Consider the following 15065-nt stretch of genomic DNA (forward strand, 5'->3'; position numbering starts at 1 on the left):
GGCATGCTACGCCGATGATCGGCGACACGAAGGGCGGTAGGCGGCAATGAGCTCGAACACCCGTGGCCTGATCGTGAGCCTGATCGCGATCGCCGTCGCATTGCTGAGCTGGCAGCTGTGGCGTTCGCGCGCGCCCGCCGCCGCCGCGCCGGTCGTCGCCGATGCGCAAACACCACAGCCGTCACCGGCCTTGCCGGCGGCGCAAGCCGACGCGACGGGCAAGATCGAGCCGATCCGCGACGACTACCGCAATCCGCAGTTGGCCGAGATCAAGAACCGCGCCGACGCCGGCGACAGCCGCGCCTCGTGCCAGCTCGGCATGGAACTGTTGCGCTGCACCGACACCTCGGCGGCCGAGCAGATGCTGGCCGCGGCGGAAGAAAACGCGCGCCCCGACCTGCCGCCGGACCAGCGCGGCTACATGACCAAGCTGGAGAACCGCGCGCGCCGCATCCTCGCCGAATGCCGCAACGCTCCGGCCGATTCGTGGAAACAAGGCAATCACTATCTGCGCCAGGCCGCGCTGGCCGGCGAGCCCGAAGCGATGTACCGCTACGCCCGCGGCGATTCGGTGTTGATCGACTACTCGCACATGAGCACGCCCGAATTCGACCGCTGGCGCGCCGAGGCCGGCAACATGATGCAGCTCTCGTTCGAGGCCGGTTATCTGCCCTCGGTGTTCGATCTGATGGTCGCCTACAGCGACGATTCCTCGCCGCTGACCGGCATGATCGCCAACGATCCGACCAAGGCGCGGGCGATGCGGTTGTTGATCAGCCGTCTGGCCGGCAAGCCCGCCGATCGCCCGGAATCGCGCTACGCCAGCCTGGAACCGGCGGCGACCGCGCTGGCTTCGCAGTGGCAGCGCGACTACTTCCCGACGGTGAAGCCGCCGATAGACAAGATGCCGCGGGTGATGCCGGCGGGCTTCGCGTCGCTGTATGCCGACGAAGGCACCGAAGCGCCGCCGTGTTCGCAATGAACCGGCCGGGCGCCGCGCGCAGGGGCCGCGCCGCTCTTTGAAGCGCCGACGCGCGCCGGCCGGGCGGCGTTTTGCGGGCAACGGCGAAAGCTTCTCATTTGCCGCGTTCGCCGGCCGATCCGCTACAATCTCCCCGCACTTTCCTCCTCCGGGGAGTAGCCCACCCGCGCGCCGGCCCGATACACCGGCCCGTTTCGCGGGGACATGCGTCAACACACTTGGCCCACCGGCCATGGCGCATGAGCGGCAGCCAGCGAGCGATCGCGATTCCAGGCCCAGCGCCGGAACCATGATCCTCGCCAGCGACCACGGGCAAGACCGAAGGCAGGCGTTGCGCGAAACCCGGGTCGGGCCGCGCGGCGTCCGCCTTCGCGTCCACGCGAATGCCCGACCCCGGAGTTGTCATGGATCTGTCCTTCCTTCCGGCCTGGGCCGTCACCAGCGCTGTTTCCACCGGTACCGTCGCGCTCGCCGAAATCGGCGACAAGACCCAGTTGCTGGCCTTGCTGCTGGCCGCGCGCTTCCGCAAACCCCTGCCGATCATCGCCGGCATCCTGCTGGCGACCTTGCTCAACCACGCGCTGGCCGCCTGGTTCGGCACGCTGGTCGCGCACTGGCTCAAACCCGAAGTGCTGCGCTGGGTGGTCGCGGCGAGCTTCTTCGCGGTCGCGCTGTGGACGCTCAAGCCCGATCAGCTCGATGAGAAAGACGCGCAGTTCTCCGCGCGCGGCGCCTTCATCGCCACCACCATCGCGTTCTTCTTCGCCGAGATCGGCGACAAGACCCAGGTCGCGACCGTACTGCTGGCGACCCGCTACGAGCCGCTGTGGGCAGTGATCTTCGGCACCACCGTCGGCATGCTGCTGGCCAACGTGCCGGTGGCCCTGCTCGGCAGCCGCTTCGCCGACCGCCTGCCGCTGAAGACCGCGCGCTACGTCGCCGCGGCGGTGTTCGCGGCGCTGGCGCTGTGGGCAGCGGTGCGCGGGATCGGCTGATCGCGGCTCGCGCCGGTCGCCGCCATCGGCGACCGGCGTCGTATTCCTGCGCCTTGGGTGAGAATTGGAGCGCTAGCCGGCCGCGCTGTCGCGCTATGCTCGCGTCGCGGCGGCATGCCGCAGGGACGGGAACCGGGATGTACCAAGGCGTGGGCGGTCGAATACGCGGCGTGATCGTGGCGCTGTTGTCGCGGCCGGATGAAATCATGCTGGAGATCGGCGCCGGCGGCGAACTGCTGGTCGCGCGCCTGCGCGCCGTGCTGGCGGCGATGCTGCTGCTGTTGCCGTTGTTCAACGCGATCGGCGGCGGCAGCGTCAAGGAAACCATGATCGGCCTGGGCGGGGCGATCTTCGTCAACGTGTTCTCGCAGTTGTGGCTGGCGCTGGCGCGGCGCCAGCGCCGCTACCGCTGGCTGCCCTTCTCCACCGCCGCCTTCGACGTGTCGGCGACCACGCTGGTGCTGGCGGCGCTGGCGGTGCAGCACCTGCCGGCCGGGCTCAACAGCCTGATCGTGTGGTGCGGCTATCTGCTCGCGATCCTGATGACCGCGCTGCGCAGCGACGGCCGGGTGACCTTGTTCGCCGGCGTGCTGGCGCTGGTCGAATACGGCCTGCTGGTGGTGTGGGTGTTCGCCGTGGCCGGCTCGCCCGAAGACCTGATGTCCAGCGACTACGGCGCGGTGACCCTGGGCACCCAGACCCAGCGCCTGGTGCTGCTGGCGATGATGACGGTGGCGACCTCGATGGTGGTCTACCGCATGCAGCGGCTGATCGAGATGTCCGGCACCGACGGCCTGACCCGGCTGCCGAACCGGACCTGGCTGACCCACCGCATCCCGCGCCTGTTCGACACCGTGCGCCGCGACGGCGGCAGCCTGACCCTGGCCCTGATCGATCTGGACCACTTCAAGCGCATCAACGACGACTACGGCCACCGCCTCGGCGACCGCAGCCTGCGCCATCTGGTCGCGGTGCTGCGCGAGCAGTCCGAGCCCAGCGAATGGCTGGTGCGGCTGAGCGGCGGCGAATTCCTGCTGGTGATGCGCAAACCGCTGGGCACCGCCTTCGAGGAGGTCGATGCGATCCGCCGCACCGTCGCCGAGCGCCCGTTCGAGCCCGGCCGTGGCGCCGAGCCGCTGTGGCTGAGCTTCAGCGCCGGGCTTGTGACCTTTCCGCAGGAAGGCGGCGACCTGTCGCGGCTGCTGCGCCGCGCCGACCTGCGCCTGCAGCGGGCCAAGCAGTCCGGGCGCAACCGGGTGGTGGCGCGGGATATCTGAACGATCCGGGCCCGCAATCGGGCCTTTCGTCTCTCCCGCCGCCCGCCGATCCGCCGTCCGGCTCCATACAAAAACCGCCTCCAGCGTCTTTTCCGCGCAACGCTTGAGGCCGCGCGCTGCGCCGCGGCTTGCCGCTGGGGCGGCCAGCCTCTAGTCTGCGCCGACTAATTAGACGTCAAAAAGCCGCCGGTGCCCCGGCGCCGGGGAGAGTGGAGTGGATTCGATTTCGCGCGTGGCCTTCGGCCTGTTCGGTTTGGCGGTGCTCGTAGGCATTGCGTGGTTGTTCTCGGTCCAGCGCCGCTCGGTCGATTGGAAGCTGGTCGCCACCGGCATCACCCTGCAGATCTGCTTCGCCGCCGTGGTGTTGCTGGTGCCGGGCGGCAAGGACGTGTTCGACGCGATCGGCAAGGGCTTCGTGCACGTGCTGGAATTCGTCGGCAAGGGCTCGGGCTTCATCTTCGGCAGCCTGATGGACGTGAAGCAGTTCGGCTTCATCTTCGCCTTCCAGGTGCTGCCGACGATCATCTTCTTCTCGGCCCTGATGGGCGTGCTCTACCACCTGGGCGTGATGCAGGCGGTGGTGCGCGGCATGGCCTGGGCGATCACCAAGGTCATGCGGGTGTCCGGCGCGGAAACTACCAGCGTCTGCGCCAGCGTCTTCATCGGCCAGACCGAGGCGCCGCTGACCGTGCGCCCCTACATTCCGAAAATGACCGAATCCGAGCTGATCACGATGATGATCGGCGGCATGGCCCACATCGCCGGCGGCGTGCTCGCGGCTTATGTCGGCATGCTCGGCGCCGGCGATCCCGACTCGCAGGCGTTCTACGCCAAGCATCTGCTGGCCGCTTCGATCATGGCCGCGCCGGCGACGCTGGTGATCGCGAAGATCCTCGTGCCCGAGACCGGCGAGCCGCTGACCCGCGGCACGGTCAAGATGGAAGTCGAAAAGAACACCGCCAACATCATCGACGCGGCCGCCGCCGGCGCCGGCGACGGTTTGCGCTTGGCGCTGAACATCGGCGCGATGCTGCTGGCCTTCATCGCCCTGATCGCGCTGGTCAACGCGCCGCTGACCTGGGTCGGCGAGCAGACCGGCCTGGCCGCCGCGATCGGCAAGCCCACCGACCTGTCCACCCTGCTCGGCTACCTGCTGGCACCGATCGCCTGGGTGATCGGCACGCCGTGGCAGGACGCGACGCTGGTCGGCGGATTGATCGGCGAGAAGGTCGTGCTCAACGAATTCGTCGCCTACACCCATCTGGCCGATATCGTGAACGGCAAGGTCGCCGGCGCTTCGCTCAGCGACGAAGGCCGTTTGATCGCGACCTACGCGCTGTGCGGCTTCGCCAATTTCAGTTCGATCGCGATCCAGATCGGCGGCATCGGCGGGCTGGCTCCGGAACGTCGCCAGGATCTGGCGCGGTTCGGTTTGCGCGCCGTGCTGGGCGGTTCGATCGCGACCTTCATGACCGCGACCATCGCCGGTGTACTCACTCACTTCGCCGGATAAGTTCGCATGAGCGACCTGCATTCCGGCCGCGTCGTCGTCGTCGGCTCGTTCAATGTCGATCACGTGTGGGCGCTGTCCGCGCTGCCGCGTCCGGGCGAAACCCTGGCCGGGCGTTATCACACCGGACCCGGCGGCAAGGGCTTCAATCAGGCCACCGCGGCGGCACGCGCGGGCGCGGCGACCAGTTTCGTCTGCGCGCTCGGCGAGGACGCCGGCGGCCAACTCGCGCGCGCACTCGCCGCCGGCGACGGCATCGACCTGCGCGATCTGCGCAGCGACGAGCCCACCGGCACCGCCGGCATCTACGTCGATGCCGACGGCCGCAACACCATCGTGATCGGCCCGGGCGCCAATGCCGAACTCTCGCCGGCCTTCGTCGGCGAACACGGCGAGGCGTTGGCGCGGGCACGGGTGGTGCTGACCCAACTGGAAACGCCGGTGGAATCGGCCGAAGCCGCATTCGCGCTGGCGCGCGCCGCGGGCGCGTTGACCGTGCTCAATCCGGCGCCGGCCGACGCCGTCGCCAGCACCGCGCTGTGGGCGCTGGCCGATGTGATCACCCCGAACGAAACCGAGTTCTGCGCGCAGTTGCAGCGGCGTGCGGATACGCGGCTGGACCCGGATACGTTGGCAGGTTTGGCCGACGCCGACCTGCATGCGCATTGCCGGCGGTTGCTGGCGCAAGGCAGTGTCGTCATCACTCTGGGCAAGTCCGGTTGCTTCGTTTCGCATGCCGACGGCGTGCTGCGCGGCGATACGCAGGCCTGCTATCGGGTCGCGGCCGCGGCGGTGCGCGCAGTCGATACCACCGGCGCGGGCGATGCCTTCAACGGCGCGCTGGCCGCGTCGCTGGCGCGCGGCGGCGATGCCGCGTTCGCGGAGCATGTCGCCTATGCCAACCGGTATGCCGGTCTGTCCACCGAACGCGCGGGCGCGGCGGCGGCGATGCCGCGCGATGCCGAGTTGAAGGCGCGGTTCGGCTGAGTTCGGTGTCGCTTTCACCGCTTCTGAGACAAAAGCATCGGGCCTGAAGGCCCTCCCACAAAAGACCTCGCCAGCTTCGAAGCCTCTTGTGGAAAAGGCTTCAGCCCCGAAGTCGTTGGTGGGAGAGGCTTCGCCCCGAAGTCTTTTGTGGGAGGGGCTTTAGCCCCGATGCCTTTCGCTCCGATCGCGCCGCCCCCACACCCTCGCCGACCGGCGAAAACACCGCTCCAGCCCTGCTCCACCCCGCCCCGGGACCACGCTCCAACCCCACCGCCTATCCGGCCGCCCTTTAAATTGAGAATGGTTCGCATTAGCATGCCAACCCTGTCGCAGTTTTCAGGCCCGCCTCCCCATGCCCCGCCCCCAGCTTCTCGCCAGCGCCCTGCTGGCCGTCCTTGCCGCGCCCATCGCCCATGCCGATGAGGCCAAGGACATCGATCGCGTCACCGTCTCGGCCAGCACCAGCCGCACCCCCAATTCGGAGGCGGCGCTGGCCAATACGATCACCGTGATCGACCAGGAGCAGCTCAAGCAGCAGTTGTCGGTCACCCAGGACATCTCGCAGGTGCTGGCCAACCTGATCCCGTCGTTCTCGCCCTCGCGGCAGAAGCTCACCAACGGCGGCGAAACCCTGCGCGGGCGCAAGCCGCTGTACCTGGTGGACGGCGTGCCGCAATCCACGCCGCTGCGCGAAGGCGGTCGCGACGGCCATACCGTCGATCCGGCCATGATCGAACGCATCGAAGTCATCCACGGCGCCAACGCGCTGCAGGGCCTGGGCGCGTCGGGCGGCATCATCAACATCATCACCAAGCGCGCGCCGCGCAAGGACGGCGAAACCTTCCAGGACGTAACCATCGGCGCCAGCACCGCGCTGCCCAACCGCAGCGACAGCGCCGGTTATCGCGCGTCGTATCTGTTCGGCACCCGCAAGGGCGCGTTCGATTTCGTCGGCGGCGTCTCTTACGCCAGCGAAGGCCTGTACTACGACGGCCGCGGCCATGCCATCGCGGTCAACGACATTCAGGGCGACCTGATGGACGCGCGCAGCAATAATCTGTTCGCCAAGGCCGGTTGGGACATCGACGATCGCCGCCGCCTGCAGCTCACCGCCAATCGCTACGAGCTCAAGGGCAACAACGACTACATCACCGTCAACGGCGACATCCGCACCGGCCGGCTGGCGACGTCCGCGCGCGGCAGCCGCGAAGGCCAGGGCGCGCGCAACCGCTCGACCTCGCTGGTGCTGGACTACACCGACAAAGCGCTGGGCGGCGGTTTCTTCAACGCGCAGTTGTTCTGGGTGGATTTCAAGGGCCTGTACGGCGCCACCGATTGGGAAGATTTCTGGCGCGACGGCCGCGACCTGCACTGGTGGGACCAATCGCAGAACGTCTCGGAAAAGACCGGCGGCAAGTTCAGCTGGTCGCGCGACAATCTGTTCGACCAGCGCCTGCGCGTGACCCTGGGCCTGGACTGGAACCGCGACAAGACCTATCAGGAACTGGTCGTCGCCAAGCTTAAGTGGGTGCCGCAGACGCAGTACGAATCCTGGTCGCCGTTCGTCCAGGCCGAGTGGTGGATCAGCGACAAAGTCATGCTGACCGGCGGCGTGCGGCATGAGCGCGGTACGCTGGAAGTCGCCGATTTCACCACCATTCCGGCCAACGCCGGCGGCAGCCGCTTCGTCCGCGGCGGCTCGCCCAAGACCCGCGAAACTCTGCCCAATTACGGCATCGTGTTCGAAGCCACCGATGCGTTGAAGTTCTACGCCTCGTACTCGGAAGGCTACACGGTGGCCGACATCGGCCGCGTGCTGCGCGGCATCACCACGCCGAACCAGAGCGTGGACAAGCTGGTGGATCTGTCGCCGGTGGTGTCGGACAACCGCGAAATCGGTGTGGATTTCGACAACGGCCGCTGGCTCGCGCATCTGGCCGGGTACTGGTCGGATTCCGACCTGGGTTCGCGTCTGGCTTTCGACCGCAACACCCAGAGCTATTTTGTCGTGCGCGAACGCACCGAAATCCGCGGCATCGAAGGCAATGTCGCGTTCCGGTTCTCCGATGCCGGCCGTGTCGGCCTGGGTTACGCGCAAGCCAACGGCCGCTACGACAGCGACGGCGACGACCGCGTCGACAGCGATCTGCCGGGCATCAACATCAGCCCCGACCGCATCACCGCGTTCTGGGACCAGACCTGGAGCGACACCGTCTCCACCCGCCTGCAAGGCAGCCGCGCGCTGGATCGCGATTTCGACCTCAAGGGCGTGCGCGTGGCCAGCACCGACGGCTACACCACCGTGGACCTGCAGGCGCGCTTCAAGCTGCCGCTGGGCCAGTTGAGCGTGGGCGTGGAAAATCTGTTTGACCAGCAATACGTGACCTATTACTCGCAGAGCACGCCGCGCAACGACACCTATGTCGCCGGCCGCGGCCGGGTGTTGAGCGCGAGCTGGTCGCATCGCTTCTAAATCGCCCACACGACGAACCCATCGCCCAGCATGAGCACGAGCCAGGCATCGCAACGACCCAAGCCGCGCCTGCGCTCGGCCTTGAAATGGCTGCATCTGTGGCTGGGGCTCAGCGCCGGCACGGTGTTCGCGATCGTCGCGCTGGCCGGCACCGTGCTGGCGTTCCAGCGCGAGCTGGCGCTGTGGGCGTACCCGCAATTGCAGCGCGACGCCGCGACCACGCCGGAACAACGCAGCCGCGCGCTGGCCCGCATCGTCGGCCAATGGCAAACGCAGGGCATGAGCTCGCTGGATCTGCCCTCGCCGCAGTTTCCGGTCTGGCAAGGCTATTTTCCGGATAACGAACGCCGCTATTTCGATCCGGCCAGCGGCGAGTTGCTGCTGACCCGCAACACCGACAACGATCTGGTCCTGTGGCTGCGCGATCTGCACATCCATCTGTTGTCGGGCAAGACCGGCGAGGCGGTGCTCGGTGTGGTCGGCATCATCGCTTTGTTCATGCTGCTCAGCGGCCTGTATCTGTGGTGGCCGCGCTGGTCGGCGCTGGCGGCGAGCCTGAAGTGGTATCGCGGGCCGCCGACGCGACGCTGGTTCAGCTGGCATCGCGGCATCGGCCTGTGGCTGCTGCCGTTGACCTTGCTCGCGGTGCTGACCGGCGTGTCGATGATCTACGACGATGTCGCCCGCGGCGCGCTCAGCACCGCCTTCGGCGACCGCAAAGCGCCGCCCAAGCCGCCGAAACTCGCCGCGCGCGACGCTCCGATCGATTGGGGCGGCGTGCTGCGCGCGGCCGAAGCGGCGACAGCAAAGCGCGCCGGCCTGCCCGGAGCGCAGTTGCGCCGCATCAGCCTGCCCAAACCCGGCAGCGGCCTGATCGCGCTGCGCGCGCGCGCGGTCGGCGAATGGCATCCGGTCGGACGCAGCATGATCTGGATCGACCCGTATCGCGGCGATGTGATCGGCACGCTGGACGCCACCGCGCTTGATCGCGGCGCGCGCAGCTTCGATGCGATCTATCCGCTGCACGGCGGCTTCGTCGGCGGCCGCGCGTGGCAGACGTTGGTCGCGCTGACCGGGTTGCTGCCGGCGTTCCTGCTGATCACCGGGTTCTTGTTCTGGCGCCGCCGCCGCGGGCGCTGATCGCCGCGAGGAGCTTGAGCTCCGGTGCTCCAGGCGCGATTCCGGCGATCATATAAGAAGGTGTCCGCGCCGAAGCCCCGCCGCGGCCGCCTCCCCTTCCCGTTCGTCGGCGCGACATTCCCGGCAGGCCGGTCCGGGTTCACGAATACGTTCTCTCCACGTGTAACCGGAAGTCACATCTCCGCTAAACGCGGTTCAACGAGGGAACGAATATGGCCGGCAAGTACGTCATCAGCAAGCAAAGCAACGGGCAATTCCATTTTGTGCTCAAGGCCGGCAACGGCGAGACCATTCTGAGCAGCGAGAGCTACACGACCCACGCCTCGTGCGAGAACGGCATCGAGTCGGTGCGCACCAACAGCCCGAACGACGCGCGCTATGAGCGCAAGACCTCAACGAACCAGAAGCCCTACTTCGTGCTTAAGGCCGCCAACCATCAGGTCATCGGCACCAGCGAGATGTACAACAGCGAAGCGGCGCGCGACGGCGGCATCGCATCGGTGAAGCTGAACGGTCCGAGCGCTACCGTCGAAGACAAGAGCGGCGGTTGAGTTCGCCGGCGCGGCCGCGGACGGGTTCCGCGGTCGCGCCCTCCGATACCTCGGGGCTCCGCGCTCCGATCGACGTCTGAATACCCGGGCGAATAAAAACCCGGGCCGGGCCCGCTTTCGCCCGAAAACCGCCCGCCGCGGCGTGGCTTACAATGCCGCCATGCGCATCGGCCCCTATTCCCTCGCCCCGCGCGTGATCCTCGCGCCCATGGCCGGGGTCACCGACAAGCCGTTCCGGGTGCTGTGCAAGCACCTGGGCGCCGGGCTGTGCGTGTCGGAGATGACCACCAGCGATCCGCGCTTCTGGAGCACGGCCAAGTCGCGCCACCGCATGGACCACGACGGCGAGCCCGACCCGGTCAGCGTGCAGATCGCCGGCACGGTGCCGCAGATCATGGCCGACGCGGCGCGCTACAACGTCGATCACGGCGCGCAGATCATCGACATCAACATGGGCTGCCCGGCCAAGAAAGTCTGCAACGCCTGGGCCGGTTCGGCGCTGATGCGCGACGAAGGCCTGGTCGCGCGCATCCTGGAAGCGGTGGTCAAGGCGGTCGAAGTTCCGGTCACTGTGAAGATCCGCACCGGCTGGGATCACGACCAGCGCAACGCGCCCCTCATCGCCCGCATCGCCCAGGACGCCGGCATCCAGGCGCTGGCGGTGCACGGCCGCACCCGCGACCAGCAATACACCGGCACCGCCGAGTACGACACCATCGCCGCGATCAAGGCGCAGCTGTCGATTCCGGTGATCGCCAACGGCGATGTGGACGGCCCGCGCAAGGCCGCCTTCGTGCTCGCCCAGACCGGTTGCGATGCGGTCATGGTCGGGCGCGCGGCGCAAGGTCGACCGTGGATTTTCCGCGAGATCGCGCATTTTCTCGCCCACGGCGAAGAGCTGCCGCCGCCGTCGCTGAGCGAGGTGCGCGACATCCTGTTGGGCCATCTGCAGCATCTGCATGCTTTCTACGGCGAACTGTCGGGTGTGCGCATCGCGCGCAAGCACCTGGGCTGGTACGCGAAGGATCGCCCCGAAAACGCCGCATTCCGCGCGGTGGTCAATCGCGCCGATTCGGCGGAGTTGCAACTGCGATTGACGCGCGATTACTTTGACGCGCTGGTCGCCGGGGTGACGCCGGAGCTGTCGGCCGCGGCCTGAACTGCGAGCGGTGGCCTGGGGCGCGCCCGCTTATTTCTTGTGCTTGTTCTTCTCTTTGGCGTATTCGTCCGGCGTCTGTCCGTGCTCGGGCACGGCCGGGAACTGCGGCACCCTGCAGCCGGGCGCCTCTTCGAGCAACAGCACGGCGACCACGTTCGGATTCAGATCCTTGGTCGCGCCGGTGGCCGCGTCCACACCGGCGCCGACCAATCCGCCGATCAGCAGATTGCCGGCCAGCCCGGCCGCGCCGCCGCTGCCCACTTCGCTGCGCACCTGCGCCGTCGCCTGACGGTAGCCCGGCTTGCACAGTTCCACCGCCACCGGATGCTTGCGCTTGAGTTTGAGCGTGCACGGCGTCGAACAGCGCTCGCCGTTGGACAGCGACACGGTCGCCCCGCCCGGCAGGCTGTCGATGGTCAGGGCCTGGGTGGAGCCGCGCGCGAAGGTCGCGCAGCCGCCGCCGGCCAGCGCCGCGGCCAGGACCGCGGCCAGCGCGAGCCGGTGCAGAAGGTGATGCATGGTGTACCTCGGAAGTCTCTGGCGTGCGTTGCCGCGACGGCCCGCCGCTGCGCAGGCATCAGGCCATAGCCTGTTTGCGCGCGCAATGCCGCCGCGGTCGGATTATGCAATTTTGAATCCCCGCCGATAGCACGAGCCGCGAGGCGGACACATGCGGGCCGTTCCCGGCCCGATCGGCTGAACGAGGCGGCTCAGATCACTTCAAGGCATCGCTGTGGGCCGGCGCGCGCATCGCGGTCGCGTGCTGTAGCCGATGCGCGTCCACGGCGGTATCGGCGGCAACCGCCGGCTCGTTCCAGATCCGCGTCCACATCGCCGGCAGCTTGTCCGCCGCTTCCCACGGCCACTGCAATTGCTCCGGCTCGATCTCGCGCCAGGATTCGCCGTCGCGCTCGGCCACCGCGAAGCGGAAGCTGTAGTCGGGTTCCGCGCCCATGCGCAGATCGCTGAGCAGCAGGCGCCCGCCGCGTTCCTCAGCCTTCATGAAGCCGTGGTTGAACCATTGCAGCCGGTGCACGGCGGGATAACCGCTGACCTGGCTGTAGGCCGGCGCGTCGGAGGCATAGACGCGGAACTGCATCGGCCCGCGATCGGCCACCAGCGAACGCTCGCCTTCGACGAAACCGCCCGGCGTCATCGCCACCACCCGCCACAACAAGGTGTTGAACGGCATCGGCGTGGAGAAACGCGGCGCGTTCTCCAGGCCCAGTTTGGCCAGCGCCTGTTCGGCGTCGTGTTCGACCCGGTGCTTGGCCCACAGCGAACCGCCCATGTACAGCGAACTCAAGGCCAGCCCGAGCACCAGCGCCGGTTGCGCCGAGCGGCGCTCGCGCGCGAACCAGGCCCAGATGCAGGCGATCAGCAACCACACCGTGTACAGCGGATCGATGGTGAAGATGCTCGACCACATCACCGGCTTGAGCGGCAACGGCCACAGCAACTGGGTGCCGTAAACGGTGAACGCGTCGAGCACCGGATGCGTCAGCAGCGCCGCCTGCATCGCCCAGAACCAGCGCGTCGGCGATTGCGCGACACGGCCGCCGCGCGCGCGGCACCAGCCCCAGATCGCCCAGGCCACGAACGGCAGCACCAGCAGCGAATGGCTGAGGCTGCGATGCCAGGTCATGCGCGCGACCGGATCGTCGGTCAGCAGGTTGACGGGGATGATGTCGAGATCGGGCAAGGTGCCCAGCGCCGCCCCCGCGAGCAGGGCCGCGCGGCGATGTCCGGCAGGGGCGATGGCGGCGCTCAGCGCGGCGCCGAGCACGATCTGGGTCAGTGAATCCATCCGCGAATGCTACCGGGGCGGATCGAAACGGGCGTTTGTTTTTCGTTTTCCGCCGCGATTGCCTCTATTTCCTTCGTATCGGAACGGCGCGTGCCGATGCGGCCGCATCGCCACGGCGAGGTAAACGAGACCCCGCGGTCGCGGCTTGCGCCGCCTCCCAGGCGGGATTTCGGCAAAATGACCATGCACGCGAGTCCACGTTCCCTCTTTCAGGAGCCCCCATGTCCGACCCCGCTTCCATCGGCATCGTCGCCTGTTCGGCCGAAGGCGCCGCCTTGTGCTATCGGACCATCTGCAGCGAAGGCGCACGCCTGCTCGGGCCGCATGCACATCCGCAGATCGCGCTGCATACGCATTCGCTGGCCGACTACGTGGTGTGCCTGGATCGCGGCGATATCGACGGCGTCGGCGAGTTGATGCTGTCTTCGGCGCGCAAGCTGGCCGCGGCCGGCGCGCAGTTTCTGATCTGCCCGGACAACACCATTCATCAGGCCATGGACTACGTGTTGCCGCGCTCGCCGTTGCCGTGGCTGCATATCGCCGAAGTGGTGGCGCAGGCGGCGGTGGAGCGCGGGTTTCGCCGCATCGGCCTCACCGGCACGCAGTGGCTGGTCGACAGCGCGGTGTATCCGGACAAGCTCGGCGCGCGCGGTCTGGAATTCGTGCGCCCGCCGGCGGAGCAGCGCGAGCGGATCGGGCGGCTGATCATGGACGAGCTGGTGTACGGCGAGTTCAAGCCGGAGACGGTGGCTTACTTCCAGCAGGTGATCGATGGGCTTAAGGCGCAGGGCTGCGATGCGGTGGTGCTTGGGTGCACCGAGATTCCGTTGATCATCGACGATGCGAATTCGTCGCTGCCTACGCTGGATTCGACGCGGTTGTTGGCCAGGGCGGCGTTGCGGCGGGCGATTGCGGGCGGTTGAGTGGGGTGCGGGGTGGTTGCAGGGGACTGATCGGTGCGGTGCGGTTCGATGCGGTTCGACGCGATGCGATGTGGAGTGGTGCGAAGCGGTGCGGCGCCTCGCCTGAGTTTCATGTCGTCCAGAAAACCGCGGCCCTCCCCAGGTCGTCATTCCCGCGAAGGCGGGAATCCAGCGACTTCAGGCGTTCTCGCACGAAAGGCACTGGATTCCCGCCTTCGCGGGAATGACGTTCTTGAGGGATGGCGCTGAAGTCTCTGGATTCCCGCCTTCGCGGGAATGACGTTCTTGAGGGATGGCGCTGAAGTCTCTGGATTCCCGCCTTCGCGGGAATGACGGTCTGGAGGCATGGCGCTGAAGACTTGAAGACGTCCAGGTCCTGCTTAGCTCAGCCGCAACGACTTCCAGCCAACCCACTCAAGCCGCATGCGGCAACTCCGCCGCCGCCACCATCCGCAGCGGCCGCGCCGGCAGCATCGCCAAGGTCTCGCCGGTATGCGCCAGCAGGCGCAAGGTGCCATCGGGATCTTCCGCCAGCGCCGTCAGGCTTTCGACCCAATCGCCATCGTTGGCATACACGCACCCATCGCGTTCGAACAGCGCCGCGCGGTGAATATGGCCGCAGACGATGCCGTCCAGGCCGCGCTGCTTCGCATCGCTCAAGCCGGCCTGGACGAAACGCGAGATGTAGCGCTCGGCCGCTCCGCTCTGGCGTTTCAGGAAATCGGCCAGCGACCAATAGCGCAGGCCGAAACGGCGGCGCACCCGGTTGGTCAGCTGGTTGCTGGTGAGGATGCGGTCGTACAGCCAGTCGCCGAACTTCTCCTGCATGCCGCCGAACTGGGTCACGGTGTCGTAGTCGTCGCCGTGGGTGACCAGCAGGCGGCGGCCGTCGGCGGTGAGGTGGATCGCGCGCCGGCGCACCTGCATGCGCGGCAGCACCAGGCCGCAGAAGCGGCGCACCGAGCGGTCGTGGTTGCCCGGGACGTAGATCAGCTCGGTGCCGGCGCGGACCAGTGCGTGCAGCGCCTCGACCACCCGGTACTGCGCCGCGCCCCAGGCCGCGCGCCGCTGCGCCATCCACCACAGATCGACGATGTCGCCGACCAAGTACAAGCGATCGCAACGCAGATTCTGCAGAAAATCAGCAAACTCCGCGGCGTGGCAATGCTTGGACCCCAAATGCACATCAGAAACGAATACTGCTCGACGACGTACCGGTAACTGAGTGATCGAGGCAGGACTCATGACACGTTCTCGTTGG

The 15065-nt window shown here is 67.7% G+C and carries 14 protein-coding genes; 10 read left to right on the forward strand and 4 right to left on the reverse strand.

Annotation, left to right across the window (positions count from 1 at the left end; all coding sequences use genetic code 11):
- Positions 1–46 precede the first annotated feature (46 nt).
- From AB4Y92_RS18605 to dusB, 9 genes are all read left to right on the forward strand, one after another.
- Positions 47–982 carry a hypothetical protein gene (locus tag AB4Y92_RS18605; protein ID WP_441821011.1) on the forward strand — a complete coding sequence of 312 codons (936 nt, stop codon included), beginning with the start codon at positions 47–49 and terminating at the stop codon, positions 980–982.
- Positions 983–1386: 404 nt separating this feature from the next.
- Complete coding sequence (locus tag AB4Y92_RS18610) at positions 1387–1977, forward strand: TMEM165/GDT1 family protein (protein ID WP_441821012.1); 591 nt, start codon at positions 1387–1389, stop codon at positions 1975–1977.
- A gap of 137 nt (positions 1978–2114) precedes the next feature.
- Positions 2115–3254: a GGDEF domain-containing protein gene (locus AB4Y92_RS18615; protein WP_057941841.1), complete on the forward strand. Its 1140-nt coding sequence runs from the start codon at positions 2115–2117 to the stop codon at positions 3252–3254.
- 214 nt (positions 3255–3468) lie between these two features.
- Positions 3469–4767 carry a NupC/NupG family nucleoside CNT transporter gene (locus AB4Y92_RS18620; RefSeq protein ID WP_441821013.1) on the forward strand — a complete coding sequence of 433 codons (1299 nt, stop codon included), beginning with the start codon at positions 3469–3471 and terminating at the stop codon, positions 4765–4767.
- Positions 4768–4773: 6 nt separating this feature from the next.
- On the forward strand, positions 4774–5751 hold the full coding sequence (locus tag AB4Y92_RS18625) for a ribokinase (protein ID WP_441821014.1): 978 nt from the start codon (positions 4774–4776) through the stop codon (positions 5749–5751).
- Positions 5752–6103: 352 nt separating this feature from the next.
- On the forward strand, positions 6104–8224 hold the full coding sequence (locus AB4Y92_RS18630; RefSeq protein ID WP_441821015.1) for a TonB-dependent receptor: 2121 nt from the start codon (positions 6104–6106) through the stop codon (positions 8222–8224).
- Positions 8225–8254: 30 nt separating this feature from the next.
- The gene (locus AB4Y92_RS18635) at positions 8255–9364 is read left to right on the forward strand and encodes a PepSY-associated TM helix domain-containing protein (RefSeq protein ID WP_441821016.1); all 1110 of its coding nucleotides are present in this window, start codon (positions 8255–8257) and stop codon (positions 9362–9364) included.
- Between the two features lie 212 nt (positions 9365–9576).
- The gene (locus AB4Y92_RS18640; protein WP_441821017.1) at positions 9577–9915 is read left to right on the forward strand and encodes a YegP family protein; all 339 of its coding nucleotides are present in this window, start codon (positions 9577–9579) and stop codon (positions 9913–9915) included.
- A gap of 160 nt (positions 9916–10075) precedes the next feature.
- Positions 10076–11074 (forward strand): tRNA dihydrouridine synthase DusB, encoded by a 999-nt coding sequence (gene dusB / locus AB4Y92_RS18645; protein ID WP_441821018.1) that lies wholly within the window; start codon positions 10076–10078, stop codon positions 11072–11074.
- A 30-nt stretch (positions 11075–11104) separates the two neighbouring features.
- Here dusB and AB4Y92_RS18650 read toward each other — a convergent pair whose 3' ends face one another.
- From AB4Y92_RS18650 to AB4Y92_RS18660, 3 genes are all read right to left on the reverse strand, one after another.
- Positions 11105–11593, reverse strand: coding sequence for a PEGA domain-containing protein (locus AB4Y92_RS18650; RefSeq protein ID WP_441821019.1), 489 nt, complete (start codon positions 11591–11593; stop codon positions 11105–11107).
- Positions 11594–11789: 196 nt separating this feature from the next.
- A complete protein-coding gene (locus AB4Y92_RS18655) occupies positions 11790–12881 on the reverse strand; it encodes a metal-dependent hydrolase (protein WP_441821020.1) in 1092 nt (363 codons plus the stop codon).
- Entirely contained in the window at positions 12869–13066 is a 198-nt protein-coding gene (locus AB4Y92_RS18660) for a hypothetical protein (protein WP_441821021.1), read from the reverse strand. Before AB4Y92_RS18660 ends, AB4Y92_RS18655 begins: the two co-directional genes overlap by 13 nt.
- Before the next feature lie 36 nt (positions 13067–13102).
- Between AB4Y92_RS18660 and AB4Y92_RS18665 the strand changes: the two genes are divergently transcribed.
- Positions 13103–13804, forward strand: coding sequence for an aspartate/glutamate racemase family protein (locus AB4Y92_RS18665; protein WP_441821022.1), 702 nt, complete (start codon positions 13103–13105; stop codon positions 13802–13804).
- A gap of 414 nt (positions 13805–14218) precedes the next feature.
- On the opposite strand, the gene AB4Y92_RS18670 is transcribed toward AB4Y92_RS18665, so the two are convergent.
- Positions 14219–15049 carry a UDP-2,3-diacylglucosamine diphosphatase gene (locus AB4Y92_RS18670; protein WP_441821023.1) on the reverse strand — a complete coding sequence of 277 codons (831 nt, stop codon included), beginning with the start codon at positions 15047–15049 and terminating at the stop codon, positions 14219–14221.
- Positions 15050–15065 lie beyond the last annotated feature (16 nt).

Origin of the sequence: Lysobacter sp. TAB13 (genome assembly GCF_052113885.1) — a bacterium.
Taxonomy (GTDB): domain Bacteria; phylum Pseudomonadota; class Gammaproteobacteria; order Xanthomonadales; family Xanthomonadaceae; genus Lysobacter; species Lysobacter gummosus.